The following is a 24,500-nucleotide window of genomic DNA, read 5'->3' on the forward strand; positions in this document are numbered from 1 at the left end:
TTAAGCGCCTTCCCCGACGAGGTTGAGCTCTTGACCCGGCTTCAGCGTCACATAGGCCTTGCGAACGTTGTCGCGGCGGCCGATGGACTTGCCAAAGCGCTTGGTCTTGCCCTTGGTGTTGAGCACCGACACGCCCTGGACTTCGACCTTGAACATCAGTTCAACGGCGGCCTTGATCTCGGGCTTGGTGGCGTCTTGCAGCACCTTGAAAGTGACAGCGTTCGACTTCTCGCCGACCATCGTTGCCTTTTCGGACACGATCGGGGCGACCAGCACCGCCATCAGGCGGCCTTCTTCGAACGTACGTTCAGCGGCGGTAGGGTTCACGCGGCTCATGCGAACATCTCCTTGAGCTTGTCGACGGCACCCTTGGTGACCAGCACCTTCTTGTAGTGGACCAGCGACACCGGATCGGCGTAGCGAGGTTCGACCACAAGGATGTTGACCAGATTGCGCGAGGCAAGGTACAGGTTTTCGTCGACTTCTTCGGCGATCACGAGCACGGACTCGAGATTCATCGCCTTGAAACGGGCTGCCAGCGGCTTCGTCTTGGGCGAATCCACGGTCAGCGAATCCACCACGGCCAGACGGCCTTCACGAGCGAGCTGCGAGAAGATGGCGGCCATGCCGGCGCGGTACATCTTCTTGTTGATCTTCTGCGAGAAGTTTTCGTCAGGCATGTTCGGGAAGATCCGGCCACCCCCGCGCCACAGCGGCGAGGACGTCATACCGGCACGGGCGCGGCCCGTTCCCTTTTGCTTGAAAGGCTTCTTGGTCGAGTGCTTGACCTGCTCGCGGTCCTTCTGGGCGCGCGTGCCTTGGCGGGCGTTGGCCTGGAATGCAACGACGATCTGGTGAACCAGGTCTTCGTTGTAGTCACGGCCGAACACGGTTTCAGGGGCGTCGTATTTCGACGCGGCCTGGCCTTGTTCGTTCAGGAGTTCGAGTTGCATTACTTCGCTCCTTCAGCCGCTTGCGGCTTGGCCTTGATGGCGGGACGCACGGTGACGAAGCCACCCTTCGAACCCGGGATCGCGCCCTTGATGAGCAACAGTTGACGCGCTTCGTCGATGCGGAAGACATCGAGGTTCTGCGTGGTCTTGGTGACGTCGCCCAGATGGCCCGTCATGCGCTTGCCGGGGAACACGCGACCGGGGTCTTGTGCCATGCCGATCGAGCCGGGAACGTTGTGCGAACGGCTGTTGCCGTGCGACGCGCGTTGCGACTTCATGTTGTGGCGCTTGATCGTGCCGGCGAAGCCCTTGCCGATCGAGGTGCCTTGCACGTCGACCTTCTGGCCCACCGAGAACACGCTGCTCGCGGCGATGACGCCGCCAGCCTTGTGCTGGCCTGCGGTATCGGCGGTCACGCGGAATTCGCGGATGATTTCGCCAGCTTCGACACCCGCCTTGGCGAGGTGGCCGGCTTGCGGCTTGGTCACACGAGATGCCTTGCGCGAACCGAAGGTCACTTGCAGTGCGACGTAGCCGTCGGTCTCTTGCGACTTGATCTGGGTCACACGGTTGTTGGATACATCCACCACCGTGACAGGAACTGCGTCCCCGTCATCGGTGAAGAGACGCATCATCCCCACCTTGCGGCCCAGCAACCCGAGGGAGTTGCTCAGACTCATTTGTTTTCTCCAAAAATGGAAACTCCCCTCGCCGCTGCCACTTCAATTGGCGACAGCGTTTGGCCGATTTCCTGAGGTTGCCCTGAGGTTCCGGCCTGCGAAAGAAGGTTGATAAATCTCCGCACTTGCGGCGTCCGTATAGACGCAAAAAGGGCAGAGCCGGCGATTATAGCCCGCTATGCCCGCACAGTGCAAGCAGCATGGAGAAGCGGCCCGGCGGGCGCTCGCTTCCCGGTTTTTGCCCGCTTTCGGCTTATTTGACGGGCATCGTGATGATGCTGTCGCCGCCCGGCGTGGACTTCATCTCGCCGCTGGATTTCAGGGCCGGTGCTGCCGTGCCGGTCTGGATGGGGACCGAAACCACGCTCGAGGCGCCGCCCTGCCTGATGAACACATTGAGGTAGGCCAGCCCCTCGGCCTCGCTCACCACGACAACGGTGGCCGTGGTCCGCTTGCCGGCCGGCAGCGCGAGGGTGCTGCTTCCCTGGAGCGTCAGCCCCTTGTCGGCGCTCAGGCGAACCGTGGCGCCATCCGCGTCGGTCACGCCGTCGAATTGCAGCACGACAGGCGTGGCCTGGCCCAATTGCGGCGCGGCGTCGAGGCGGTATTCGAGCTTGACGCCAGCGCCGCCGGGCTTCTGCGGCGCCGTGGTCATCGGGGCGGCATGGTGCTGCGATGCCGGATGCCTGGCAACGCGCGATGCAGGCTCGCCGTCGGCCGCGGCTGGCGCCGACAGCGCTGCCAGTGCGAGGCACGCGAGGGCCATCATCGAATTCGATCGGATGTTCATGGCGGCCTTTCTTGCTACTGAATGGAGACGTTGAAGCATGCGTCGAGACTGCTGAGGTCCGTCACTGCAAGAACGTACTCGCCAGCCGACAGGCTGACCGTATTGCTGGTCCGGGCGATCCGTCCGCCCCTGAAGATGTCGAAATCGGGATTGGATTCCGCCGGACCGCCGTTCACGGTGATCTGGTAGCTGCGGTTGGCGGGCGCGCTGAAGCGAACGTAGGAGAAGCTGCCGAGTTTGTTGCCCGTGCCGGCGTCGTTGGAGACGCAAGCCTGGGTCACGGCGCCGCCCACGGTCGCCATCCTGTACATAGGAATGGTGACCGGAATTCCGCCGTCGTTCTTTTCAGCACCGCCGAACGGATCGTTGTCCGTCGCGTTGATGCTCTGCCCACCGAGCAGGGTGGCCAAGACCGGGGCGCTGCCCGGAGCGGTCGCGTTGAAGGCCGCCGAAAAAGGATGGATCGAAGTAACGGCCGCACCGCCCCTGAACTGGAAGCCGGTCAGCGTGTCGTGGATCGGCTTGAAGCCGACCTGCTGGTTGAGATTCCAGAAAATCGATTGGATCGACGTCTCGCGGTACCAGCCTGGCACGGTTGCCGCGCCGGCGGAGAGGTCGATGTTGATGCTCTCCCGCGCGGATGCCTGTTGCGCGCCGGCCGAATCGACATAGTTGCGGCGCCCCAGCGCGATGCCCGACCAGGCATTGCCCCAGCCTTCCGAGAAGGCGAGCCGGCGATCGGTACGCTGGCTCTGACTGTGGTCCCCGCCCATCGAGTCGTCGCGGCTGAAGGAGGACTGGTAGTAGTGCCCCCATTCATGGGCAATCACCGAAGTGTCGTATTCATCGGTATCGACGTCTTCCTTGCCCAGCACGTAGATTTCACGGCCGTTGCTGCCTCGGTCGACAAAGAAAGTGGTGCCGATCTGCCCTGCCGCGACGCTGCCGGAGGACGGCGCGTTGTTGACGCTCCAGAACACGCGCAATGCCGGAAATGCCGTTGCGGGCGCAACCGATGTCACCTTCTGCATGGCGGTGTAGACCGTATCGAGTATGGCGAAAGGCGCCGCCACCCGGTCCTCGGTGTAGCTCGAACTACCCCAGCCCGACGGCGCGTAGAGGTCGCGCACCAGGGCGGCCGCGCCGGATGAGAAGGCGGGACTCTGCATGGTGTACAGGCCGCCGGAACGCGTGTTGTCGCGCACCGTCACATCCCAGCTTGCGCCCGGGCCGCTGCGGACCAGCTGGGCCTTGACCCGCACAGCGATCACCGTGTTCGCAGGCACGGACACCGCGTAGGCCCCGTTGTCGTCGGTGATTGCCGTGGCCAGTTGCGCAGATGTTGCTGCATTGAGCACTTCCACCATGGCCCCGCGCACGGGCTTGGGGGCGGCGCTGGCATAGACCAGGGTGCCGCTCGGATTCGGCACGGATTCATAGGTGGCCGTGCCGCTCAGGGTCACCGGACCCGCCACCGGCAGCGGGAAGCCGGCCAGGCCGCCACCTCCCCCGCCGCCTCCGCCACCGCAGCCGGCCAGCAACGCCAGAACGACACATGCCGCGATCCATGCAGAAGAGTTCTTGTAGCTCATAGCTTGTAACTGCCCTCGTTTCGGCCCCGGCCCCTGCTTGCCCCCGAAAAATACCGGTGCGCGAGGATGCCACAGTTGGGAACAAATGAAAAAAGCCCGCTTGCATTTCTGCAAGCGGGCTTTTCAGGAAACGCGGCGCGAGGCCGGTTTACTGCAGCTTGATCTCGACGTCCACGCCGGCCGGCAGGTCGAGCTTCATCAGCGCGTCCACGGTCTTGTCGGTCGGGTCGACGATGTCCATCAGGCGCTGGTGCGTGCGGATCTCGAGCTGGTCGCGCGACGTCTTGTTGACGTGCGGCGAACGCAGGATGTCGAAACGCTTCATGCGGGTCGGCAGGGGCACGGGGCCCTTGACGATCGCGCCGGTGCGCTTGGCGGTATCAACGATTTCGGCTGCCGACTGGTCGATCAGCTTGTAGTCGAACGCCTTCAGGCGGATGCGGATTTTTTGCTTGGTAGCCATGGTGATTCCTTTGCGTGCGGCTTAGATGTCGAGGATCTTTGCCACGACGCCCGAACCCACGGTGCGGCCGCCTTCGCGGATGGCGAAGCGCAGGCCTTCTTCCATCGCGATCGGGTTGATCAGCTTCACGGTGATGCTGACGTTGTCGCCAGGCATGACCATTTCCTTGTCCGCGGGCAGCTCGATCGCGCCGGTCACGTCCGTGGTGCGGAAGTAGAACTGCGGACGGTAGTTGTTGAAGAACGGCGTGTGACGGCCGCCCTCGTCCTTGGACAGCACGTACACCTCGGCGGTGAAGTGCGTGTGCGGCTTGATCGAGCCGGGCTTGCACAGCACCTGGCCGCGCTCGACTTCTTCGCGCTTGGTGCCGCGCAGCAGCACGCCGACGTTGTCGCCGGCCTGGCCCTGGTCGAGCAGCTTGCGGAACATTTCCACGCCGGTGCAGGTGGTCTTGACGGTCGGGCGGATGCCCACGATCTCGATTTCCTCGCCGACCTTGATCACGCCGCGCTCGACGGCGCCGGTCACGACGGTGCCGCGGCCGGAGATCGAGAACACGTCTTCCACAGGCATCAGGAAGGTGCCGTCCACGGCGCGCTCGGGCGTCGGGATGTAGGTGTCCAGGGCGTCGGCCAGCTTCATGATGGCTTCTTCACCCAGCTTGCCCTTGTCGCCTTCGAGGGCGAGCTTGGCCGAGCCGTGGATGATGGGGGTGTCGTCGCCCGGGAACTCGTACTTGTCGAGCAGCTCGCGCACTTCCATTTCGACGAGCTCGAGCAGTTCAGCGTCGTCCACCATGTCGCACTTGTTCAGGAACACGATGATGTAGCCCACACCCACCTGGCGCGCCAGCAAGATGTGCTCGCGGGTCTGGGGCATGGGGCCGTCGGCGGCCGAGCACACGAGGATGGCGCCGTCCATCTGGGCGGCACCGGTGATCATGTTCTTGACGTAGTCGGCGTGGCCGGGGCAGTCGACGTGGGCGTAGTGGCGGTTGGCCGTTTCGTACTCGACGTGGGCGGTGTTGATGGTGATGCCGCGGGCCTTTTCTTCGGGCGCCGCGTCGATCTGGTCGTAGGCCTTGGCTTCGCCGCCGAACTTGGCCGACAGCACCGTGGCGATCGCCGCCGTCAGCGTGGTCTTGCCGTGGTCGACGTGACCGATCGTGCCCACGTTCACGTGCGGCTTGGTGCGAGTGAATTTACCTTTTGCCATTTTTCAATCCTTGAAAGAGCATTCCCGTGTATTGGTTTTATGTCTGCACCCGATTGCTGATTCGCCTCGCACGGGAACGCGGCGGCACCGGATCGCAGACAACGAGGGCCACGCACTGCGTGGCTCTGCATTCTTTTACTTTGCGCGAGCAGCCACGATGGCTTCTGCGACATTGCGCGGAGCTTCAGCGTAATGCTTGAACTCCATCGTGTACGTGGCGCGGCCTTGCGACATCGAACGCAGCGTGGTCGAGTAGCCGAACATTTCCGACAGCGGCACTTCGGCCTTGATGGCCTTGCCGCCACCGATCATGTCTTCCATGCCCTGAACCATGCCGCGGCGTGAGGACAGGTCGCCCATCACGTTGCCGGCGTAGTCTTCAGGCGTTTCGACTTCCACGGCCATCATCGGCTCGAGAATCACGGGGCCGGCCTTGCGGGCGCCTTCCTTGAAACCGAAGATGGCGGCCATCTTGAACGCCATTTCGTTCGAGTCCACGTCGTGGTAGGAGCCGAAGTGCAGCGTGACCTTGACGTCGACGACGGGGTAGCCCGCCAGCACGCCTTGCGTCAGCGCTTCCACAACGCCCTTTTCCACTGCGGGGATGTATTCGCGAGGAACCACACCGCCCTTGATGGCGTCGACGAACTCGAAGCCCTTGCCCGCTTCCTGCGGCTCGAGCTTCAGGACGACGTGGCCGTACTGGCCCTTGCCGCCCGACTGGCGAACGAACTTGCCTTCGGCATCTTCGACGGTCTTGCGGATCGTTTCGCGGTAGGCCACCTGCGGCTTGCCCACGTTGGCTTCCACGCCGAACTCGCGCTTCATGCGGTCCACGATGATTTCGAGGTGAAGCTCGCCCATGCCGGCGATGATGGTCTGGCCCGATTCTTCGTCGGTCTTGACGCGGAACGACGGGTCTTCCTGTGCCAGGCGTTGCAGGGCGATGCCCATCTTTTCCTGGTCGACCTTGGTCTTGGGCTCGACGGCCTGCGAGATCACCGATTCCGGGAACACCATGCGCTCGAGCGTCAGAATGGCTGCGGGATCGCACAGGGTTTCGCCCGTGGTCACTTCCTTCAGGCCAATACAGGCGGCGATGTCGCCAGCGCGGATTTCGCTCACTTCGACGCGGTTGTTGGCGTGCATCTGCACGATCCGGCCGATGCGTTCCTTCTTGCCGCGCACCGGGTTGTAGACGCTGTCGCCCTTGGTCAGCACGCCGGAATAGACGCGAACGAAGGTCAACTGGCCGACGAACGGGTCGGTCATGAGCTTGAATGCGAGGGCGGAGAACTTTTCGCTGTCGTCGGCCTTGCGGGTCGTCGGCACTTCGTCTTCGTCCATGCCCTTGACCGGGGGAATGTCGGTCGGTGCGGGCATGTATTCGACGACGGCGTCGAGCATGGCCTGCACGCCCTTGTTCTTGAAGGCCGAGCCGCACAGCATCGGCTGGATTTCGCCAGCGATGGTGCGTTGGCGGATCGCCGCCTTGATTTCGGCTTCGGTCAGCTCATTGCCTTCGAGGTACTTGTTCATGAGCTCTTCGCTCGCTTCGGCAGCAGCTTCGACGAGCTTTTCGCGGTACTCGGCGCACACCTCGGCCAGGTCGGCCGGGATTTCGCCGTACTTGAAGGTCACGCCCTTTTCTTCGTCCCAGATGATCGACTTCATCTTGACGAGGTCGACGATGCCCTGGAAGCGCTCTTCGGCGCCGATCGGGATCTGGATCACGACGGGGTTGGCCTTCAGGCGGTCCACCATCATCTGACGCACGCGCAGGAAGTCGGCGCCGGTACGGTCCATCTTGTTGACGAACGCGAGACGCGGAACCTTGTACTTGTTGGCCTGGCGCCAGACGGTTTCGGACTGGGGCTGCACGCCGCCGACCGCGTCGTACACCATGACGGCGCCGTCCAGCACGCGCATCGAGCGCTCGACTTCAATGGTGAAGTCCACGTGGCCGGGGGTGTCGATGATGTTGATGCGGTGTTCGTCGAACGTGCCCGCCATGCCCTTCCAGAAGCAGGTGGTGGCCGCCGAGGTGATCGTGATGCCGCGCTCTTGCTCTTGCTCCATCCAGTCCATCGTGGCGGCGCCATCGTGCACTTCACCGATCTTGTGGTTCACACCGGTGTAGAACAGGATGCGCTCGGTCGTCGTGGTCTTGCCGGCGTCGATGTGCGCGGAGATGCCGATGTTGCGGTAGCGCTCGATGGGGGTCTTGCGGGACATGATTTACTTTCGGGTTAAATGCGTTGAGCGCTGGGCCTCGAGCACGGGCGACGTCGCCCGACACTCAACACCCAACGCCCAAGCGAAGTTTGATTCTTAGAAGCGGAAGTGGCTGAATGCCCGGTTGGCTTCTGCCATGCGGTGCACTTCGTCGCGCTTCTTCATGGCGCCGCCACGGCCTTCCGTGGCTTCCATCAGCTCGTTGGCCAGACGCAGGGCCATCGACTTCTCGCCACGCTTGCGGGCGGCTTCCTTGATCCAGCGCATGGACAGCGCCAGACGGCGCACCGGGCGCACTTCGACCGGCACCTGGTAGTTCGCACCACCGACACGGCGCGACTTGACTTCGACCATCGGCTTCACGTTGTTGATGGCAACGGTGAAAGCTTCGAGCGGGTCCTTGTCCGGGTTCTTCTTTTCGATGAATTCGAGCGCACCGTAGATGATGCGTTCGGCAACAGCCTTCTTGCCGCCTTCCATGATCACGTTCATGAATTTGGACAGCTCGACATTGCCGTACTTGGGATCCGGCAGGATTTCACGTTTGGGGACTTCGCGACGACGTGGCATTTTTTAACCTCTTTGCTTCAGTTGGCACCGTTTCCGGTACCGCGAGAGCCAGTTCGGACTCTCACTTACTCGACCCGGGATTGGGTCACTTCGCTCGATGTGCCCGCCAAGGCAACCGAACACCGTTTGTTTTTTCCGAAAAGAAGAAAGCTTAGGCCTTCTTGGGGCGCTTTGCGCCGTACTTGGAACGCGACTGCTTGCGGTCTTTCACGCCTTGCAGGTCGAGCGAACCGCGCACGATGTGGTAGCGAACACCGGGCAAGTCCTTGACACGACCGCCGCGAACCAGCACGACGCTGTGTTCCTGCAGGTTGTGGCCTTCGCCGCCGATGTAGGAGATGACTTCGAAGCCATTGGTCAGGCGGACCTTGGCAACTTTACGAAGCGCCGAGTTGGGCTTCTTGGGCGTCGTGGTGTAGACGCGGGTGCAGACACCGCGGCGTTGCGGCGAGTTCTGCATGGCAGGGCTCTTCGAATTGATCTTTTCGACCGTTCGACCCTGACGCACCAGTTGATTGATGGTTGGCATGAATGAATTAGTCCCAAAACAACCCGGCTCTGGCTCTGAAACCGCCCTTGCCTTGTCGTGACGCAAGGAAAGGAAGCCGGGAATAACGAAAACGTGAAACCCTTCGGAAAATTCCGAAAAGCCCACGAGTATAGCAGTCCGCCCCGCCGTCAGCAATTGCCGTAGACCAGCATCACTTGATCCAGAGCCGGACGGCATCCCAGGCGCGGCCGAAGACGCCCGCTTGCTCGACGCCTTCCAGCGCCACCAGCGGCACGTCCGCCAGCGGCTGGTCGTCCAGGGTCACCTTGAGCGAGCCGACCGGCTGGTACTTGGTGAACGGCGCCACCAGCGGATCGGGGCGCGCCACCTGGGTCTTGATCTTGCTGGCGGTACCGGCCGGTACCGCGACCACGATGGCTTCCGGGCGACCCAGCTTGAGCGTGTTGGCCTTGCCTTTCCAGACCGCGGGCGTGGCGGCCGGCTGGCCTGCATCGAACAGACGGACCGCGTCGTAGGCGGTGTAGCCCCAGTTCAGGAGCTTCTGCGATTCGTTCGCGCGCACGGTTTCGCCCGAGGTGCCCAGCACGATCGACAGCAGCCGGCGTCCGCCGGTCAGGTTGGGGAAGTCGCGCTTGGCGGTGGCAATCATGCAGTAACCGGCGGCCTCGGTGTGGCCGGTCTTGAGGCCGTCGACGGTCGGGTCGCGGAACAGCAGCAGGTTGCGGTTGGTGTCGTTGGTCGACGGCGTGCCGGGATAGCGGTACTTCTTGATAGCGTAGTACTTGGCTTCTTCCGGGAAGTCGCGCACCAGGCGGGTCGCCAGGATGCTCAGGTCGCGCGCCGTGGTGGTGTGGCCGGACGCGGTGAGGCCTTCGGGGTTCTTGTAGGCCGTGTTCTTCATGCCCAGCGCCTGGGCCTGGGCATTCATGAGCTCGACAAAATGCTCGACCGTGCCGCCCACGCCTTCGGCCAGCGCCACGGTGGCGTCGTTGCCCGACTGCACGATGAGCCCCTTGATCAGGTCTTCGACCGGTACCTGCATCTTGGGATCGATGAACATGCGCGAGCCGGGCATCTTCCAGGCGCGCTGGCTGACCGGCATCGTCTGGGTCAACGTGATCTTCTTGGCGCGCAGCGCGTCGAACACGATGTAGGCCGACATCAGCTTGGTGAGCGACGCCGGCTCGACCGGGCTGTCGATGTCCTTCTGCGCGAGGATCTGGTTGGCCGTGACATCGAGCAGCAGGTAGCTGCGCGCGGCAATTTCGGGCGGCGCCGGCGCCTGGGCCGCGGCAATCATGCAAACCGATGCGGCGGCGGTCAGCACCAGCGCGCGAAACGCGTCAAGAAAACGATTCATGGGAGAGATGGGGAGGAGACGAAGACACAAGCCCGTGAGGCTTTTCATGCGGCACCCGCGCGAAGATGGCGGGCAACCAGACTTTTGAGGAGGGGCAATTGTCCGTGAAAGAAATGGCCGCCCCCCGGAATAACCGTGACAGGCAGTGACTGCGGCCGCGCCCAGTCCATGACGGCCGCCAGCGGCACCGTGTCGTCGGCCTCGCCGTGGACCACCAGCGTGCGCTCGTGCGCCTCGGCCGGCAGCGTGGCCACGGAGAAGCGCGAAGCCGCCGTGCCGACGAGCACGAGCTGCCGCAGGTCGCGGCCGGCCCAGAGCTTTTCGGCTGCGCAGCTCGCCACGAAGGCGCCGAACGAAAAGCCGGCAATGGCCAGCGGACCCTCGGGCGCGAGCTGGGCGACGACGTTCAGCATGTCCTCGCATTCGCCGCGCCCCTCGTCGTGCACGCCTTCGCTCGCGCCCACGCCGCGGAAGTTGAAGCGCACCGCGGTCCAGCCGCAGGAGACGAACGCGCGCGCCATGGTCTGCACCACCTTGTTGTCCATGGTGCCGCCGAACAGCGGATGCGGATGGGCGATCACGGCGATGCCGGCGCGCGCGGCATCGGCCGGCTGGTCGCGCTGCACCTCGATGGCGCCGGCGGCGCCCTGGAGGCGGATCTTTTCGGTCTGGGAATTCATGGCGGCGGGAATGGAGATGCGCGGCCTTGGCGGCCTGGGTGCAGGGTACGAGCGCGGTATTCCGCTGAAAGTTCAGCGGCCGACATCGGGAGGCAGCAACAGGCGCTCGACGACCTGGCCGTTCTTCAGGTGCGACTCGACGATTTCGTCGATGTCGTCGGCATCGACGAAGGTGTACCAGACCGCTTCGGGATAGACCACCGCCACCGGGCCGCCGGCGCAGCGGTCGAGGCAGCCCGCCTTGTTGACGCGCACCTTGCCGGGACCGGCCAGCCCCGCCTCCTTGACCTTCGCCTTGCAGCGGTCGAAACCGGCCTGGGCGTTGTGCAGGGCGCAGCAGTCTTCCCCGTTCTTGCGCTCGTTGAGGCAAAAGAAGATGTGGCGGCCGTAGTAGCCGGGCGGCGCGGCGGGAGAGGAACTGGGCATCGGGAGATTTTAGTGACGCCCGCCGCTGGCCATCAGCCGGCCGGCCGGCCCCGGCGCGACAGCGCGGCCACCACATAGGCGAGGACGGCGAACGGCCAGAGCCACCCGAGCCACTGGGCCAGGCCGTGGAAGCGGATGAAGCGGCCCTGCTCCCAGGTGGCGAGGGTCTGCGCGAAATACGCGCTCTCGGGTGCCTGGTTCAGCAGGCTCAACTGGATCACCAGCGCCACCAGCAGCAAGGCCGCGCACAGCCGGCGCGGCGCTCCGAGCAGCAGCACGCCGGCAACCAGCGCCGTCGCAATGCCGACCTGCACCGGCAGGCCCAGCCATGCCCACGCGTGCTCGGGGCCGTAGCTCAGCGCCGCCGACAGCGCCGAGGCGCCGATGCCCGCGAGCAGCGTGAGCGGCAGCAGCACGGCGCGCCGGGCCACCGTGCGCGTCACCATGAACGCCAGCAGGCAAGGCACCAGGGCGCCGAGCATCACGCACAGCAGTTCGACGGCGGGCACCAGCGGCTCCAGCTCGAACTGGCGCAGCGGCATCCAGTCGATGAAGGGCGTGTCGAGCAGCCACTCGGACACCGCGACTTCGAGCCGCTCGAACACCTGGCCGAGCCCGAAGGTCACGGCAGCCGGAAACAGCAGCGCCAGCGGCCACAGCGCGAGCAGCACCAGCGCGCCGCGGGAGTCGTCGACGAACCACTGCGAACGCGTGCGGCTCCAGTGCGCCACCGCGCCGAGCCGCTCCAGCCCGGCCGCGAGCAGGGCCCCCAGCAGCGCGCCGGAGCTGTTCAGGCCCAGGTCGACATTGGAAGGAATGCGCGCGGGGAGATAGCTCTGCAGCGTTTCCATCGCGAATGCCACGGCCGCGCCGGCCATCGTTGCGCGCAGCACCGCACGCCAGACGCTGGCGTCGCGCCGTGTTCGCAGCACCGCCAGCGCGCACAGGAAGCCGAAGGGAACGTAGCCACCCACATTGATCGCGAAATCGAAGCCTGTCCAGTACTTGGGCCACGACGCCGACAGGTAGGCCCACGGCGCAATGCCCTGGTCGCGCCAGTCGGCGAACGGGTACAGGCTGGCATAGACAATCAGCGCCGCATAGGCGAGCGCCAGGGGCAGCGCGGCGGATTTGTGCTGCGTCTGCACCGTGGCTTCCGGGCTCAGAACGGCTTGACGACCACCAGCACCACGATGCCAAGCAGCAACAGGACCGGCAGTTCATTGAACCAGCGGTACCAGCGGTCGTTGCGCTGCGTGCCTCCAGCCACGAAACGGCGCAGCAGCACGCCGCAGGCATGGTGATACCCGATTACGGCGAGCACCAGTGCCAGCTTGGCATGCAGCCAGCCGTTGCCGGGGCCGCGCCCGATGCCATAGCCCAGCCAGAGCCAGAGGCCGAAACCCAGCGCCGGAATGGCCAGGAAGGTGGTGAAGCGCAGCAGCTTGCGCGCCATCAGAAGCAAGCGCTCGCGTTCGGCCACGGACTCGGGCGGCACCATCGCCAGGTTGACGAAGATCCGGGGGAGGTAGAACAACCCCGCGAACCAGCTTGCAATGAAGACGATGTGAAGAGATTTAACCCAGAGCATGGGGCCAGTTTAGTGGCCGGCCGCGCCATGCCGACCGTGCTTTGCGGCCGGCGCGGATGCAGCGGACAAAAAAAAGCCCGACGTCTTCACGTCGGGCTGGGAAGCCCTTTTGCTGTCACACATCAAGGCACCCGCTCAGGGAGGAAAAGCGGGGAGCGGTAAACCGCCCGCTTTTGAATTTAACAAAGGCGAAACAAAGTTTCAAGCGGCTCGGGCCAGATTCTTTGACAATTCCGCGCGAAAAAAGAGAACCTTCGGGCTATCCGCCTGGACGGTTGTCGGACAACACTTGGACAGCCGCCGAGCGCACGAAGGAAGGCTTCAGGCACAATTTTCCGCTTATGACGCCATCTTCCTTTGCCATGTACCCCGCCGGCCGGCCGCGCCGCCTGCGCCGCGATAGCTTCACCCGCAACCTGGTCAGGGAGCATGCGCTGACGGCGCACGACCTCATCTACCCGGTGTTCGTGCAGGAAGGCGAGAAAAAGCGCGACGCCGTAGCGTCGATGCCCGGCGTGGACCGCCTGAGCCTCGACCTGCTGCTGCCGGTGGCAGAGCAATGCGTGAAGGCCGGCATCCCGGTGATGGCGCTCTTTCCGGTGATCGACGCCAGCCTCAAGACGCCCGAGGGCGACGAGGCCTTCAATCCCGACGGGCTGATTCCGCGCGTGGTCGCCGCGCTCAAGTCGCGCTTTCCGGAGCTCGGCGTGATGACCGACGTGGCACTCGACCCCTACACCAGCCACGGGCAGGACGGCCTGCTCGACGATACCGGCTACATCCTCAACGACGCCACCGTCGAGGTACTGGTGAAGCAGGCACTCACACAGTCGCAAGCCGGCGTCGACATTGTGGCGCCGAGCGACATGATGGACGGCCGCATTGGCGCGATCCGCACCGCGCTGGAGGCCCGCGGCGACATCCACACCCGGATCATGGCCTACAGCGCCAAGTACGCGAGCGCCTTCTACGGCCCGTTCCGCGATGCCGTGGGCTCGGCCGCGACGCTCGGCAAGAGCAACAAGAAGGTCTACCAGATGGACCCGGGCAACAGCGACGAGGCGCTGCGCGAGGTCGGGCTCGACATTGCAGAAGGCGCCGACATGGTGATGGTCAAACCCGGCATGCCGTACCTGGACATCGTGCGCCGCGTGAAGGACGAATTCCATGTGCCGACCTTCGCCTACCAGGTGAGCGGCGAATACGCGATGCTCAAGGCCGCCGCCCAGAACGGCTGGCTCGACCACGACGCGGTGGTGCTCGAAAGCCTGCTCGCCTTCAAACGCGCCGGGGCCGATGGCGTGCTCACCTACTTTGCGCTCGACGCCGTGCGCCTGTTGCAAAAGCAATAGCGCATGCGCATCTTCGAAATCGACCGCTCGCGCGTGAGCGAGCATCCGGCGCTGGCGCCTCTGGCGCTGCCCGGAGCCTGTGCCGCGCAGGGCTATCTCTGGGTTTCGCTCACGCGGGACGAGTTTCGCGCCTCGCTGCCCGAGGTCCAGCAGATCCTGCAGTCGCTGTGCCAGACGCAACTGGTCGACCTGCATGTGGCGGACCTGCTCAACGACCAGTTGCCGTCGCACTACGACTACACCTCGCAATACGACGTGCTGGTGTTCCGGCGCCTCTCGAGCGGGCCCGGCCAGGCGGCGCTGGGCAACGGCAAGGGCAGCACGGGCGGCGAGCCGTCCCTTCCCGCGCCATTGCGCCGCGGCCCTCCGGTGCTGCGCCGGGTCGACACCCGTCCGGTGGGTTTTGCGCTGTTCGACCGCGTGCTGCTCTCGGTGCACCCCCAGGACGGCGCGGTGCGCGACGCCTTTGCCGCCCGGCTGCTCGCCGCCGGATCGCCGGACGACAAGGGCGCCCCGGCGCTCGACGTGCGCGCCACCTCGGCCCGCGTGCCGACCGGCACCGCCGACCTGATGCTGCGCGTCATCAACCAGATCGTCGACGGCTACCTGGACATGCGCCGCGAGCTCACGCGGCAGCTCGACCACTGGCAGACCGAGCTGATCGATCCGCGCAGCCGCTTCACCAACTGGGGCGCGCTGATGGAAGCCCGGCAGTCGCTGCACCACCTGGACGAAATCTGCGAAGACCAGCGCGCGGCCATCCAGGACTGGATCGATTCGCTCGAAACCCTGCCTTCCCCCCAGGGCGAAGCAGAGCAGCGCGAGCGCGAACTGATCATGGTGCGGAGCCGCGACGTGCTCGAGCACATCGAGCGCGTGGTGCACCACGTGCACCGGCTCGAGCAGAACGCGGAAACCGCGGTGCAGATGCATTTCAGCGTGCAGGGCCACCGCGCCAACGACATCATGCGAGTGCTCACCGTGCTGACGGCCATCTTCCTGCCGCTCAATCTCATCGCGGGCATCTTCGGCATGAACTTCGAGTTCATTCCGCTGGTGCACAAGGCCGACGGCTTCTGGATCGCCATGACGGCGATGCTGGTCATCGCGCTGCTGCTGGTGCTGGTTTTCTGGCGCAAGCGCTACCTGGCGCGCACGCGCTGAAAGCCCGCAACGCGCGCCCCAAAGCAAAAAGGCCACGCATCTCTGCGTGGCCTTTTTGACTACCCGCGAGGGGCAGCAGCGGTTTCGCCGGTCTTACTTGGCGACGGCGCCCGAGCCTTGCTGGGCTTGAACACGTGCGTCCATCGGGTGGGCCATCGTCGAGATGACCTTGCTGTTGACGCGCGAGCCGCCGGTCACGTTCTGGTCGGGAGCGTAGGCGGTGCGAACGGCTTCGGCTTCGACGAGCGAGCGGTCCTTCGACACGGCGACCGTTTCCGGGCCACGCGAACCGCGCGTCACGTTCTGGTTCGGAGCCGATGCGGTGCGCACGGCTTCGGCGTTGACGTCGTCGCGGCTCTTGGCCGAGACGGCGGTGTTCACGCCTTCGTAGGATTCGGCTTGGGCGCCGGTGGCGGCCAGCAGAGTCAGGGCAGCGGCGGCGAGGATGTGCGAGGTCTTCATTTTCAATTCCTTGTGTTGGTTGGATGGTTCGTCCACCAGGCTCGCTCTTTCGCTCACCTGTGCGGCGAGTTTCCAACTGAACGGCTTCTGTAAAACACATGGAACAGAGACACCGTGTTTCCTCTATTGAAACAATCACGCCCCGGCGGCATGCACTCGATCGGAAAGCGCGCCGGCGGCTGCAAAAGGCGGTCTTCCCCGAGAATCGAAAGCACGCCGGCCGCGGAACGGAAACAATGGACGCTTTGACATGGACAGTCTCGATCTGATCAGAACCTTCCGGGAAGTGGCCTCGCATGGCAGCTTCTCGCACGCGGCCAAGAAGCTCGACATGTCCAAGGCGACGGTCAGCAAGTACGTGGCGGAGCTCGAAACGCGCTTCGGCGTGCGCCTTCTCAACCGCTCCACGCGCTCCGTGAGCCTGACCGATGCCGGGCAATTGCTGCTCGAGCGCAGCACCCCGGTGCTGGAAATGGTGGAGCTCACGCAGGCCGAGCTGCAGGAGCGCGCCAAGCAGCCCGGCGGCCGGCTGCGGATTTCGGCGCCGCACGGCATGGGCAACGGCGAGTTTCCGAGCCTCTTGGCCGACTTCATGCGCTACTACCCGGACGTGAGCATCAGCCTGCAGCTGACCAACCGCACGGTGGACCTCGCGGAAGAAGGCATCGACGTCGACATCCGCAGCGGCCCGGTGCTGGATGCCAACCTGATCGTGCGCAAGCTGATGCTCATGGAGATGGTCGTCTGCGCCTCGCCGGTGTACTGGAAGAAGCACGGCAAGCCCGAGCATCCACGCGACCTCGCGGGGCACGAGGCGCTTACGCATTCGCTGCTGGGCGCCCAGCCGGTCTGGCGCTTCGACGACGGCGGCGAGCCGCTGGACGTGCCGGTGAAGAGCCGCATGGACTGCACCGAGGGCGCGCCGCTGATCCGGGTCGCGATGCACGGCTTCGGCGTGATCTACCTGCCCTCGATCCTCGTGCAGTCGCACATCGAGCATGGCGAACTGGTGCCGGTGCTGCAGGGGTACGCACGCAAGGACATGTGGCTCTCGGCCGCCTACCTGCAGCGGCGCCACAACAGCGCCGCGCTGCGTGCGCTGCTCGACTTTCTCCAGACCCGCATCGGCACCGGGCCGGGATCGCGAAAGAAATAGAGAAGGCCCGGCACGCCGCCGGGGCCTTGCCGCGCTCAGCCGACGTGCTTGGCGAAGAATTCGAGCGTGCGCGTGCGCGCCAGCCTGGCGGCCTCGGCGTTGTAGGAGCCGCGCTGGTCGCAATTGAAGCCGTGGCCCGATTCGTAGACGTGCACCTCCACCTCGGGATGCGCCTTTCTGAAGGCCTCGATGGTGTCCAGCGGGATCCAGTGGTCCTGGTTGCCGAAATGCGCGAGCACCGGCACCTTCGGCTGGCGCGCGGTTTCTTCGGGCGTGGTCATGCCGCCGCCGTAGTACGGCGCCGCGGCGGCCAGCCCCGGAACCAGGCTGGCGGCGCGCCAGACCAGCAGGCCGCCCCAGCAATAGCCCACGATGCCCACCTTGCCGGCCTTGGACGCATAGGCCACGGCGGCCTCGATGTCCTGCAGCACGCCGGGCGCGGGCAGCGCCTCGACCGCGGTCTTCAGCGCGAAGCCGGCCTTCATGTCTTCGTCGCTGTAGCCGAGCTCGACGCCGGGCTTCACGCGATGGAAGGTCGAGGGCGACACCGCCAGGTAGCCGTCCGCCGCATAGCCGTCGGCCACCGAGCGGATGTGCGAGTTGACGCCGAAGATCTCCGGCACCACGACCACCGCGCCGCGCGGCTTGCCGGCCGGTTCGGCCACGTAGGCGGGAAAGGTGAAGCCGTCCTTGGCTTTCAGATCGATGAATTGGCCCATGATGTCTTGCTCCTTGATGGCAACTGAAAAGAATGGCGGGTTACTGGCGCAGCGCACGTTCGACGAAGTCGAGCCGGTCCTGGCCCCAGAAGATTTCGCCATCGATGACATAGCTTGGCGCGCCGAACACCTGGATGTCGATCGCTTCCTGCGTGTAAGCCTCGTAACGCTCCTGCACCGCCTGGCTCTGCGACTGCTCCGCGCGCCTGGGCGACAGCCCGCACTCGACGACCAGCGAATCGAGCACCTTCGGGTCGCCGATGTTGCGCTCCTGCACCCACACGGCCGCGAACACCGCCGCGCACATGCGCATGGCGGCCTCGGTGCCGTCGTGCATGTCGACAGCGATGATGATCCGGGCCGCGTCGTCGCTGGCCACCGGAAAGAACTTCGGCTTGGTGTTCAGCGGCAGGCCGAGGTGGCGCGAACAGCGTGCGAGGTCGACCAGCCGGTACGCCTGGCGCTGCGGCGCGCGCTTGCCCAGCGGCAGCCCGCCCGACACCGGGAACACGCTGCCCAGGTCGATCGGCCGCACGCGCACCGTGGCGCCGGTCGCCGCGGCAATCGCCGCGAAGCGGGAATGCCCCAGATAGGTCCATGGGCTCTGTGGCGCAAAGTAGTAGTCGATCGTCTTGTCAATGCTGCTCATGCCCGTGCCCCCGATGATGTAATCCAAGCCGACGGTTTTAACTGACACGCGGTTTCTCTGCAGGAGGTAGGTTTTGGACCAGGTTCTCTTGATCACGGGCGGCGGCCGCGGCATCGGCGCCGCCACCGCCTTGCTGGCGGCACGGCGCGGCTACGCGGTGGCCGTCAACTACGCGAGCAACTCGCTCGCCGCCGACGAGGTGGTGCGCGCCATCCGCGCGGGCGGCGGCACCGCCATGGCCGTGCAGGCCGATGTGGGCGACGAGGCCCAGGTGCTGGCCATGTTCGAGAAGGTCGATGCCAGGCTCGGCCGGCTCACGGCGCTGGTCAACAATGCCGGCGTGGTCGACGTGCAGGCCCGTGTCGACGAAATGAGCGTGGCGCGCCTGGAACGCATGTTCCGCGTCAACGTGATCGGCAGCTTCACCTGCGCGCGCGAAGCGGTCCGGCGCATGAGCACCCGGCACGGTGGATCGGGCGGCGCCATCGTCAACATCTCCAGCGCTGCGGCGCGGCTGGGCTCGCCCGGCCAGTACGTCGACTACGCGGCCAGCAAGGGCGCCATCGACACCTTCACCATCGGCCTGGCCAAGGAAGTGGCGGCCGAGGGCATCCGCGTCAACGCGGTGCGCCCGGGCCTGATCGACACCGAGATCCACGCCTCCGGCGGCATGCCCGACCGCGCCTTCGAGCTGGCGCCCACCGTGCCGATGCAGCGCACCGGCAGCGCGGAGGAAATAGCCGGCGCCATTCTGTGGCTGCTGTCAGCCGAGGCCAGCTACACCACCATGGCCCTGCTCGACGTGGCCGGGGGGAGGTAGAAGTGAGCACCTCGATGGACCTGATCAAGCCGCTGGTCACGCTGGTGGCCATCGTCAACCCGCTGGCCATCGTGCCCTTCTTCATCCACTACACGCAGGGCTATTCCGATGCGCAGCGCCGCCACACGGTGCGCATGTCGGCCTTCAGCGCCTTCGTGGTGATTGCGGTCAGCGCGCTGCTCGGACTGCAGCTGCTGGCGTTCTTCGGCATCTCGATTGCGAGCTTCCAGGTGGGCGGCGGCCTGCTGCTGCTCATGAGCTCGCTGTCGATGCTCAACGCCAAGCCGGCCGAGAGCAAGACCAACGTCGAGGAGCTGCGCGCCACCGAGGTGAAGGCCTCCATGGGCGCGTCCATCGCGGTGGTGCCGCTCACCATTCCGCTGCTCACCGGGCCGGCCACGATCTCCACCGTGGTGATCTATGCCGACAAGACACAGCACCTGTGGGAGCTCGGACTGCTGGTGGGCTACGGCGTGGTGGTGGCGCTGGCCACCGCGCTGGCGTTCTCGCTCGCGCAGCCGATTGCGCGCGTGCTCGGCAAGACCGGCATCAACATCATGACGCGGCTCATGGGCCTGATCCTCGCGGCGCTCGCGGTCGAGGTCATGGCCGACGGCCTGGGCAAGCTGTTTCCGATCCTTCAGCGCGTGGGCTGATCCGTTCAGGCCAGCATCTTCTCGATGATCCGCCAGTGCGCGGGCTCGACCGGCGTGATCGACAGCCGGTTGCCCTTGCGCAGCACGACCAGGTCGGCCAGCTCGGGCTTGGCGCGCAGCTCGGGCAGCGCGAGCAGGCGCGTCTTGCGCACGGCCTGCACATCGACCAGCAGCCAGCGCGGGTCTTCCTTTTTCGAGGCCGCGTCGTAGTAGGGCGACTTCGGGTCGAACTGCGTCGGGTCGGGCTTGATGCCCGAGGCCACGCGCGCAATGCCCGCGATGCCCGGCTCGGGGCAGCTCGAGTGATAGAACAGCACGCCGTCGCCGACCTTCATGCCATCGCGCATGAAGTTGCGTGCCTGATAGTTGCGCACGCCGGTCCAGGCCACGGTGGCGCCGGGTGCGGCAAGCGCGTCGTCGATCGAGACCTCGTCGGGCTCGGATTTCATCAACCAGTACTGGGGCATTGCGGGCTCGTCACGGGAGTTCGCCGCAAATATAAACCCGCCTCGGCCTGCGCGGTGAGCGCCCGATTACGGTGTCACATAGTCGGACACGACGACCCACTTGCCGTCCTTGATCTGCGACAGACGGGACTGGTCGTTGCCCAGGCGCTTGGTGGCGGTGTAGCTGCTCTTCGGATTGCCGAACATGTCGGGCTCGAAGGTCATGCTGTCCATCGCCTTGATGAAGCTGTCGGTCGTGAGGTTCGGGCCGGCCTTCTGCGCCGCCTTGATGAACGAATCGATGATGACGTAGCCATACACCGAGAACACCGTCGGATCCTCGTTGAACTTGGTCTTGTACTTGTTGGCCCAGAAGCGAAGCGGCTGCGACTGTTCGTCGGTATAGGGGTTCTGCACCGTCATGGTGGCGTAGATGCCGTCCATCGCCTTGCCGCCGAGCTTGTGGATCAGGTCGGTGTAGGACGCGCTGGAGCCCAGGAAGGTCGGGTTGAAGCCCGTCTTGCGCGCCTCGCCCACGGTGCCGATGGTCTCGCGGATGATGGTGCCGAGCACCACGAGATCGCAGTTGGCAGCCTTCATCTTGGCCACCTGGGAGCTGAAGTCGGTGGCCCCGCGCTTGAAGGAGGTCTTTTCGGCGAGTTCCATGCCCGCAGTCTTCAGGCCGGCCTCCGCACCGCGCTGCACCTCGAGCCCGAACTCGTCGTCCTGGTAGATGGTGCAGACCTTCTTGGCGCCCTTCTCCTTGATCATCTTGGGCAGGGCCAGGCGGATCTGGTCGTAGTAGGTGGCCGCGAACGAATACTTGAGCCGGTTCAGCGGCTCGTACATTTCGCGCGCCGCCGTGATCGGCATGTAGTTGACGATGTTCTTCTCGAACTGCACCGGCATGGCCGCCATGTTCTGCGCCGTGCCGATGTGGCCGGCCATGATGAAGATCTTTTCCTGGTTGACCAGCTTCTGCGCCGCGAGCACGGCCTTCTTCGGGTCGTAGCCCGAGTCCTCGACGAAGAGCTTGAGCTTGCGCCCGTGGATGCTGCCTTGCTCGTTGAGTTCGTCCACGCGCAGCTGCATGCCGTTGCGCGCCTGCTTGCCGAAGCCCGCGAGCGGCCCCGACAGGTCCTGGATGGTGCCGATGCGGATCTCGTCCTTGCTCACGCCCTGTTGCTGCTGCGCCGACGCGAACGCTGCGGCCAGGCCCAGCACGGCCAGGGTCGTCACTGTCTTGAGCTTCATGGGGTTGTCTCCTCGGGTTGACCAAAAATGAATCAGCGATACATGGCGTCGATGCGCTCGGCGTACTTGGCCTGCACCAGCTTGCGCTTGAGCTTCATCGTCGGCGTGAGCTCCTCGTCCTCGGCACTCAACTGCGTTTCGAGCAGGAAGAACTTCTTGATCTGCTCGACCCGCGCGAACCTGGCATTGACGCGGTCGATTTCGCCCTGGATCAGGTCGAGCACCTCCTGCGCGCGCGTCAGGCTTTCGTAGTTGCTGAACGGCACGTCGTGGTCCTGCGCAAACTTCTCGACGTTCTCCTGGTCGATCATGACAATCACCGTGAGGTAGGGTTTCTTGTCGCCGATCACCACTGCGTCGGTGATGTAGGGGCTGAACTTGAGCTCGTTCTCCAGCTCGCTCGGCGTGATGTTCTTCCCCCCTGCCGTGATGATGATGTCCTTCATGCGGTCGGTGATGCGGAAATACCCTCCCGCGTCGACCGTTCCGACGTCGCCGGTGTGCAGCCAGCCGTCGGCGTCGATGGTCTCGGCGGTCTTCTCCGGCAGGTTGAGGTAACCCATGAAGACATTGGGGCCGCGCACCAGGATTTCGCCGGTCTGGGGATCGAGGCGCACCTCGTTGTAGCTGGTGGCCGGGCCGATCGAGCCCGGCATGATGCGCGACGGCGGCACGCCCGTGGAGGCGCCGCATGATTCCGTCATGCCCCAGACCTCCAGCATGGGCACGCCCAGCGCAAGATACCAGCGCACGAGCTCGGGCGAGATCGGCGCCGCGCCGGTCACGAGAAAGCGCGCGCGGTGGATGCCGATGAGCTTGCGCACGTTGTCCAGCGCCAGCCAGCGCGCCATGCGGAACTTGAAGCGCAGCCACGCCCCCACCGGCTGGCCCTGGAGCACGCGCTCGGCGATCTGCCGGCCCACGCCGATGCTCCAGCCGTAGGCGGCCTGCTGCAGCCGGCTGGCTTCCTTGAGCGCGATCATCACGCCCGAATAGAACTTCTCCCACACGCGCGGCACGGCGGTGAACACGGTGGGCGAAATCTCGCGCACGTTCTCGGGCACGGTTTCGGGGTTCTCGACGAAGTTGAGGATCGAGCCGGTGTACATCGCGAAGTATTCGCCGCCCATGCGCTCGGCGATGTGGCACAGCGGCAGGAAGCACATGCGCTCGTCGCCCTCGCCCTGCGCCAGCAGAGTGTTGTAGCCGCGCATGGTGTAGACCAGCCCGCGGTGGCTGTGCATCGCACCCTTGGGCTTGCCGGTGGTGCCGGAGGTATAGACCAGGATCGCGAGGTCTTCGGGGCGGCAGGCGGCAATGCGCTGCTCCAGCGCCTGCGGATGGGCCTGCTGGTGGGCTCGGCCGAGTGCGCGCAGGGCGTCCAGGCTGATGACGCCGGGGTCGTCGAGCTCGCGCAGGCCTTCCATGTCGAACACGACGACCTTGCGCAGCATCGGCAGCCGCGCGCGCACTTCGAGCGCCTTGTCGAGCTGCTCGTCGTCCTCGACGAAGAGCACGGTGGTGCGCGAGTCCTCGCAGAGGTAGTGCACCTGCGAGGCCGCGTCGGTGGGATAGATGCCGTTGGACACGCCGCCGCAGCTGAGCACGGCGATGTCGCTGAGCACCCATTCGATGACGGTGTTGGCAAGGATCGATGCGCATTCGCCCGGCCCGAAGCCCAGCGCCAGCAGGCCGCCCGCAATCTCGCGCACGGCCTCGGCGGTCTGCCGCCAGGTCCAGGCGCGCCAGATCCCGAATTCCTTCTGCCGCATCCAGACCTTGTCGGCGCGCAGCTCCACGGCCTTCCAGAACACGGCCGGGATGGTCTCGCCCGGCACGACGATGCCCGGACTCGGCTGCAGATGCGCCAGGTCCCAGAGGCCGGCCGGAGCGCGCAGAGGGAGCATGCTCATGTCACCTCCAGGTCTTCTTCTTTTTCCAGCGCCGCTCGCCGCGCACGCCGTCGTCCTTGACGCCCAGGTAGAACTCCTTGATGTCTTCCTTCTCGCGCAGGCGTTCGCAGGTGTCTTCCATGACGATGCGGCCGTTCTCGAGCACGTAGCCATGGTCGGAGGCGTTGAGCGCCATGTTGGCGTTCTGCTCCACCAGCAGGATGGTGGTGCCGCGTTCGCGGTTGATGCGCACGACGATCTCGAAGATCTCTTTCGTCAGCTTGGGGCTCAGGCCGAGGCTGGGTTCGTCGAGCAGGATCAGATGCGGTGCGGCCATGATGGCGCGCGAAATCGCGAGCATCTGCTGCTGGCCGCCCGAGAGCAGGCCGGCATCCTGCGTGGCGCGCTCGCGCAGGATGGGAAAGTAGGTGTAGACGCTCTCCATGTCGCGCGCCACGCCGTCGCGGTCCTTGCGGGTGTAGGCGCCCATCAGCAGGTTGTCTTTCACCGACAGCAGCGGGAACACCTCGCGGCCTTCGGGCACGTGGCCGAGGCCCTGCTGCACGATGTGGGCCGGGTCCTTGGCGGTGATGTCCTTGCCCTGGAATTCGATGCTGCCTTTGCGGGGGTCGATGATTCCCGAGATGGTCTTGAGGATCGTCGTCTTGCCCGCGCCGTTGGAGCCCAGGACCGTCACGATCTCGCCTTGGCGGACTTTCAGGCTCACGCCGCGGATGGCCTTGATGGGGCCGTAGGCGCTTTCGACGTTGAGCAGTTGGAGAACAACGTCGGTCATGGCGTTGCCCTCCGAATGCTCGCAAAGGGCGGGGAGCGGCGTTGGGGCCCCTGCCCCGGGCGGGCCGA

General features: G+C 65.2%; 27 protein-coding genes. 5 read left to right on the forward strand and 22 right to left on the reverse strand.

The genetic code is table 11. The features are described 5' to 3' along the window. The 15 genes from rplW to QFZ47_RS10650 form a co-directional block, all read right to left on the reverse strand. Positions 1–336, reverse strand: coding sequence for a 50S ribosomal protein L23 (gene rplW / locus QFZ47_RS10580; protein WP_007838129.1), 336 nt, complete (start codon positions 334–336; stop codon positions 1–3). Then, entirely contained in the window at positions 333–953 is a 621-nt protein-coding gene (gene rplD / locus QFZ47_RS10585; protein ID WP_013543942.1) for a 50S ribosomal protein L4, read from the reverse strand. The genes rplW and rplD overlap by 4 nt, the downstream gene beginning before the upstream one ends. Continuing rightward, complete coding sequence (rplC, locus tag QFZ47_RS10590; RefSeq protein WP_215249541.1) at positions 953–1,633, reverse strand: 50S ribosomal protein L3; 681 nt, start codon at positions 1,631–1,633, stop codon at positions 953–955. The genes rplD and rplC overlap by 1 nt, the downstream gene beginning before the upstream one ends. Before the next feature lie 253 nt (positions 1,634–1,886). Next, positions 1,887–2,423, reverse strand: a complete 537-nt coding sequence (locus QFZ47_RS10595) for a hypothetical protein (RefSeq protein WP_307655598.1) — start codon at positions 2,421–2,423, stop codon at positions 1,887–1,889. Between the two features lie 14 nt (positions 2,424–2,437). Then, entirely contained in the window at positions 2,438–4,015 is a 1,578-nt protein-coding gene (locus QFZ47_RS10600; protein WP_307655599.1) for a hypothetical protein, read from the reverse strand. A 148-nt stretch (positions 4,016–4,163) separates the two neighbouring features. Further along, positions 4,164–4,478: a 30S ribosomal protein S10 gene (gene rpsJ / locus QFZ47_RS10605; protein WP_007838118.1), complete on the reverse strand. Its 315-nt coding sequence runs from the start codon at positions 4,476–4,478 to the stop codon at positions 4,164–4,166. Between the two features lie 21 nt (positions 4,479–4,499). Then, positions 4,500–5,693: an elongation factor Tu gene (gene tuf / locus QFZ47_RS10610; RefSeq protein WP_307655600.1), complete on the reverse strand. Its 1,194-nt coding sequence runs from the start codon at positions 5,691–5,693 to the stop codon at positions 4,500–4,502. Positions 5,694–5,828: 135 nt separating this feature from the next. Continuing rightward, the gene (gene fusA / locus QFZ47_RS10615) at positions 5,829–7,928 is read right to left on the reverse strand and encodes an elongation factor G (protein ID WP_307655601.1); all 2,100 of its coding nucleotides are present in this window, start codon (positions 7,926–7,928) and stop codon (positions 5,829–5,831) included. Between the two features lie 96 nt (positions 7,929–8,024). Continuing rightward, entirely contained in the window at positions 8,025–8,498 is a 474-nt protein-coding gene (gene rpsG / locus QFZ47_RS10620) for a 30S ribosomal protein S7 (RefSeq protein WP_101491328.1), read from the reverse strand. A 151-nt stretch (positions 8,499–8,649) separates the two neighbouring features. Further along, positions 8,650–9,027: a 30S ribosomal protein S12 gene (gene rpsL / locus QFZ47_RS10625; RefSeq protein ID WP_013543948.1), complete on the reverse strand. Its 378-nt coding sequence runs from the start codon at positions 9,025–9,027 to the stop codon at positions 8,650–8,652. 172 nt (positions 9,028–9,199) lie between these two features. Beyond that, entirely contained in the window at positions 9,200–10,369 is a 1,170-nt protein-coding gene (locus QFZ47_RS10630; protein WP_307655602.1) for a D-alanyl-D-alanine carboxypeptidase family protein, read from the reverse strand. A 44-nt stretch (positions 10,370–10,413) separates the two neighbouring features. Continuing rightward, the gene (locus QFZ47_RS10635) at positions 10,414–11,049 is read right to left on the reverse strand and encodes an alpha/beta hydrolase (protein WP_307655603.1); all 636 of its coding nucleotides are present in this window, start codon (positions 11,047–11,049) and stop codon (positions 10,414–10,416) included. A gap of 72 nt (positions 11,050–11,121) precedes the next feature. Continuing rightward, positions 11,122–11,475: a (2Fe-2S) ferredoxin domain-containing protein gene (locus QFZ47_RS10640; protein ID WP_307655604.1), complete on the reverse strand. Its 354-nt coding sequence runs from the start codon at positions 11,473–11,475 to the stop codon at positions 11,122–11,124. A 32-nt stretch (positions 11,476–11,507) separates the two neighbouring features. Next, complete coding sequence (locus tag QFZ47_RS10645; protein ID WP_307655605.1) at positions 11,508–12,623, reverse strand: VanZ family protein; 1,116 nt, start codon at positions 12,621–12,623, stop codon at positions 11,508–11,510. Positions 12,624–12,637: 14 nt separating this feature from the next. Continuing rightward, complete coding sequence (locus QFZ47_RS10650; RefSeq protein ID WP_015867675.1) at positions 12,638–13,066, reverse strand: CopD family protein; 429 nt, start codon at positions 13,064–13,066, stop codon at positions 12,638–12,640. A gap of 362 nt (positions 13,067–13,428) precedes the next feature. Here QFZ47_RS10650 and hemB point away from each other — a divergent pair, with 362 nt between their 5' ends. Beyond that, positions 13,429–14,418: a porphobilinogen synthase gene (gene hemB / locus QFZ47_RS10655; protein ID WP_307658924.1), complete on the forward strand. Its 990-nt coding sequence runs from the start codon at positions 13,429–13,431 to the stop codon at positions 14,416–14,418. A 3-nt stretch (positions 14,419–14,421) separates the two neighbouring features. After that, entirely contained in the window at positions 14,422–15,582 is a 1,161-nt protein-coding gene (locus QFZ47_RS10660) for a magnesium transporter CorA family protein (protein ID WP_307655606.1), read from the forward strand. Positions 15,583–15,675: 93 nt separating this feature from the next. Here the strand turns inward: QFZ47_RS10660 and QFZ47_RS10665 are convergent, their stop codons facing one another. Then, positions 15,676–16,044 (reverse strand): DUF4148 domain-containing protein, encoded by a 369-nt coding sequence (locus QFZ47_RS10665; protein ID WP_307655607.1) that lies wholly within the window; start codon positions 16,042–16,044, stop codon positions 15,676–15,678. Between the two features lie 250 nt (positions 16,045–16,294). Here QFZ47_RS10665 and QFZ47_RS10670 point away from each other — a divergent pair, with 250 nt between their 5' ends. Next, positions 16,295–17,200: a LysR family transcriptional regulator gene (locus QFZ47_RS10670; protein WP_307655608.1), complete on the forward strand. Its 906-nt coding sequence runs from the start codon at positions 16,295–16,297 to the stop codon at positions 17,198–17,200. Positions 17,201–17,235: 35 nt separating this feature from the next. On the opposite strand, the gene QFZ47_RS10675 is transcribed toward QFZ47_RS10670, so the two are convergent. Continuing rightward, the gene (locus QFZ47_RS10675; RefSeq protein ID WP_307655609.1) at positions 17,236–17,919 is read right to left on the reverse strand and encodes a dienelactone hydrolase family protein; all 684 of its coding nucleotides are present in this window, start codon (positions 17,917–17,919) and stop codon (positions 17,236–17,238) included. Positions 17,920–17,959: 40 nt separating this feature from the next. Then, the gene (locus QFZ47_RS10680; protein ID WP_307655610.1) at positions 17,960–18,568 is read right to left on the reverse strand and encodes a 2-hydroxychromene-2-carboxylate isomerase; all 609 of its coding nucleotides are present in this window, start codon (positions 18,566–18,568) and stop codon (positions 17,960–17,962) included. A 73-nt stretch (positions 18,569–18,641) separates the two neighbouring features. Between QFZ47_RS10680 and QFZ47_RS10685 the strand changes: the two genes are divergently transcribed. Further along, a complete protein-coding gene (locus QFZ47_RS10685; RefSeq protein WP_307655611.1) occupies positions 18,642–19,388 on the forward strand; it encodes an SDR family oxidoreductase in 747 nt (248 codons plus the stop codon). A gap of 2 nt (positions 19,389–19,390) precedes the next feature. After that, complete coding sequence (locus QFZ47_RS10690) at positions 19,391–20,044, forward strand: MarC family protein (RefSeq protein ID WP_124961197.1); 654 nt, start codon at positions 19,391–19,393, stop codon at positions 20,042–20,044. Positions 20,045–20,049: 5 nt separating this feature from the next. Here the strand turns inward: QFZ47_RS10690 and QFZ47_RS10695 are convergent, their stop codons facing one another. The 4 genes from QFZ47_RS10695 to QFZ47_RS10710 all read right to left on the reverse strand — a co-directional run bounded on the left by QFZ47_RS10695 (position 20,050) and on the right by QFZ47_RS10710 (position 24,432). Then, positions 20,050–20,511: an EVE domain-containing protein gene (locus tag QFZ47_RS10695; RefSeq protein ID WP_307655612.1), complete on the reverse strand. Its 462-nt coding sequence runs from the start codon at positions 20,509–20,511 to the stop codon at positions 20,050–20,052. A gap of 66 nt (positions 20,512–20,577) precedes the next feature. Then, a complete protein-coding gene (locus QFZ47_RS10700; protein ID WP_307655613.1) occupies positions 20,578–21,744 on the reverse strand; it encodes an ABC transporter substrate-binding protein in 1,167 nt (388 codons plus the stop codon). A gap of 32 nt (positions 21,745–21,776) precedes the next feature. Further along, on the reverse strand, positions 21,777–23,657 hold the full coding sequence (locus QFZ47_RS10705) for an AMP-dependent synthetase/ligase (protein ID WP_307655614.1): 1,881 nt from the start codon (positions 23,655–23,657) through the stop codon (positions 21,777–21,779). Between the two features lies 1 nt (position 23,658). After that, positions 23,659–24,432 carry an ABC transporter ATP-binding protein gene (locus tag QFZ47_RS10710; protein ID WP_307655615.1) on the reverse strand — a complete coding sequence of 258 codons (774 nt, stop codon included), beginning with the start codon at positions 24,430–24,432 and terminating at the stop codon, positions 23,659–23,661. Positions 24,433–24,500 lie beyond the last annotated feature (68 nt).

The organism is Variovorax paradoxus, assembly GCF_030815975.1.
Classification (GTDB): domain Bacteria; phylum Pseudomonadota; class Gammaproteobacteria; order Burkholderiales; family Burkholderiaceae_C; genus Variovorax; species Variovorax paradoxus_N.

What these genes read in the sequence shown, in the direction of transcription:
- rplW (WP_007838129.1), bottom strand. Translation starts at nt 336, where the DNA reads ATGAGCCGCGTGAACCCTACCGCCGCTGAACGTACGTTCGAAGAAGGC.
- rplD (WP_013543942.1), bottom strand. Translation starts at nt 953, where the DNA reads ATGCAACTCGAACTCCTGAACGAACAAGGCCAGGCCGCGTCGAAATAC.
- rplC (WP_215249541.1), bottom strand. Translation starts at nt 1,633, where the DNA reads ATGAGTCTGAGCAACTCCCTCGGGTTGCTGGGCCGCAAGGTGGGGATG.
- QFZ47_RS10595 (WP_307655598.1), bottom strand. Translation starts at nt 2,423, where the DNA reads ATGAACATCCGATCGAATTCGATGATGGCCCTCGCGTGCCTCGCACTG.
- QFZ47_RS10600 (WP_307655599.1), bottom strand. Translation starts at nt 4,015, where the DNA reads ATGAGCTACAAGAACTCTTCTGCATGGATCGCGGCATGTGTCGTTCTG.
- rpsJ (WP_007838118.1), bottom strand. Translation starts at nt 4,478, where the DNA reads ATGGCTACCAAGCAAAAAATCCGCATCCGCCTGAAGGCGTTCGACTAC.
- tuf (WP_307655600.1), bottom strand. Translation starts at nt 5,693, where the DNA reads ATGGCAAAAGGTAAATTCACTCGCACCAAGCCGCACGTGAACGTGGGC.
- fusA (WP_307655601.1), bottom strand. Translation starts at nt 7,928, where the DNA reads ATGTCCCGCAAGACCCCCATCGAGCGCTACCGCAACATCGGCATCTCC.
- rpsG (WP_101491328.1), bottom strand. Translation starts at nt 8,498, where the DNA reads ATGCCACGTCGTCGCGAAGTCCCCAAACGTGAAATCCTGCCGGATCCC.
- rpsL (WP_013543948.1), bottom strand. Translation starts at nt 9,027, where the DNA reads ATGCCAACCATCAATCAACTGGTGCGTCAGGGTCGAACGGTCGAAAAG.
- QFZ47_RS10630 (WP_307655602.1), bottom strand. Translation starts at nt 10,369, where the DNA reads ATGAATCGTTTTCTTGACGCGTTTCGCGCGCTGGTGCTGACCGCCGCC.
- QFZ47_RS10635 (WP_307655603.1), bottom strand. Translation starts at nt 11,049, where the DNA reads ATGAATTCCCAGACCGAAAAGATCCGCCTCCAGGGCGCCGCCGGCGCC.
- QFZ47_RS10640 (WP_307655604.1), bottom strand. Translation starts at nt 11,475, where the DNA reads ATGCCCAGTTCCTCTCCCGCCGCGCCGCCCGGCTACTACGGCCGCCAC.
- QFZ47_RS10650 (WP_015867675.1), bottom strand. Translation starts at nt 13,066, where the DNA reads ATGCTCTGGGTTAAATCTCTTCACATCGTCTTCATTGCAAGCTGGTTC.
- hemB (WP_307658924.1), top strand. Translation starts at nt 13,429, where the DNA reads ATGTACCCCGCCGGCCGGCCGCGCCGCCTGCGCCGCGATAGCTTCACC.
- QFZ47_RS10660 (WP_307655606.1), top strand. Translation starts at nt 14,422, where the DNA reads ATGCGCATCTTCGAAATCGACCGCTCGCGCGTGAGCGAGCATCCGGCG.
- QFZ47_RS10665 (WP_307655607.1), bottom strand. Translation starts at nt 16,044, where the DNA reads ATGAAGACCTCGCACATCCTCGCCGCCGCTGCCCTGACTCTGCTGGCC.
- QFZ47_RS10670 (WP_307655608.1), top strand. Translation starts at nt 16,295, where the DNA reads ATGGACAGTCTCGATCTGATCAGAACCTTCCGGGAAGTGGCCTCGCAT.
- QFZ47_RS10675 (WP_307655609.1), bottom strand. Translation starts at nt 17,919, where the DNA reads ATGGGCCAATTCATCGATCTGAAAGCCAAGGACGGCTTCACCTTTCCC.
- QFZ47_RS10680 (WP_307655610.1), bottom strand. Translation starts at nt 18,568, where the DNA reads ATGAGCAGCATTGACAAGACGATCGACTACTACTTTGCGCCACAGAGC.
- QFZ47_RS10695 (WP_307655612.1), bottom strand. Translation starts at nt 20,511, where the DNA reads ATGCCCCAGTACTGGTTGATGAAATCCGAGCCCGACGAGGTCTCGATC.
- QFZ47_RS10700 (WP_307655613.1), bottom strand. Translation starts at nt 21,744, where the DNA reads ATGAAGCTCAAGACAGTGACGACCCTGGCCGTGCTGGGCCTGGCCGCA.
- QFZ47_RS10705 (WP_307655614.1), bottom strand. Translation starts at nt 23,657, where the DNA reads ATGAGCATGCTCCCTCTGCGCGCTCCGGCCGGCCTCTGGGACCTGGCG.
- QFZ47_RS10710 (WP_307655615.1), bottom strand. Translation starts at nt 24,432, where the DNA reads ATGACCGACGTTGTTCTCCAACTGCTCAACGTCGAAAGCGCCTACGGC.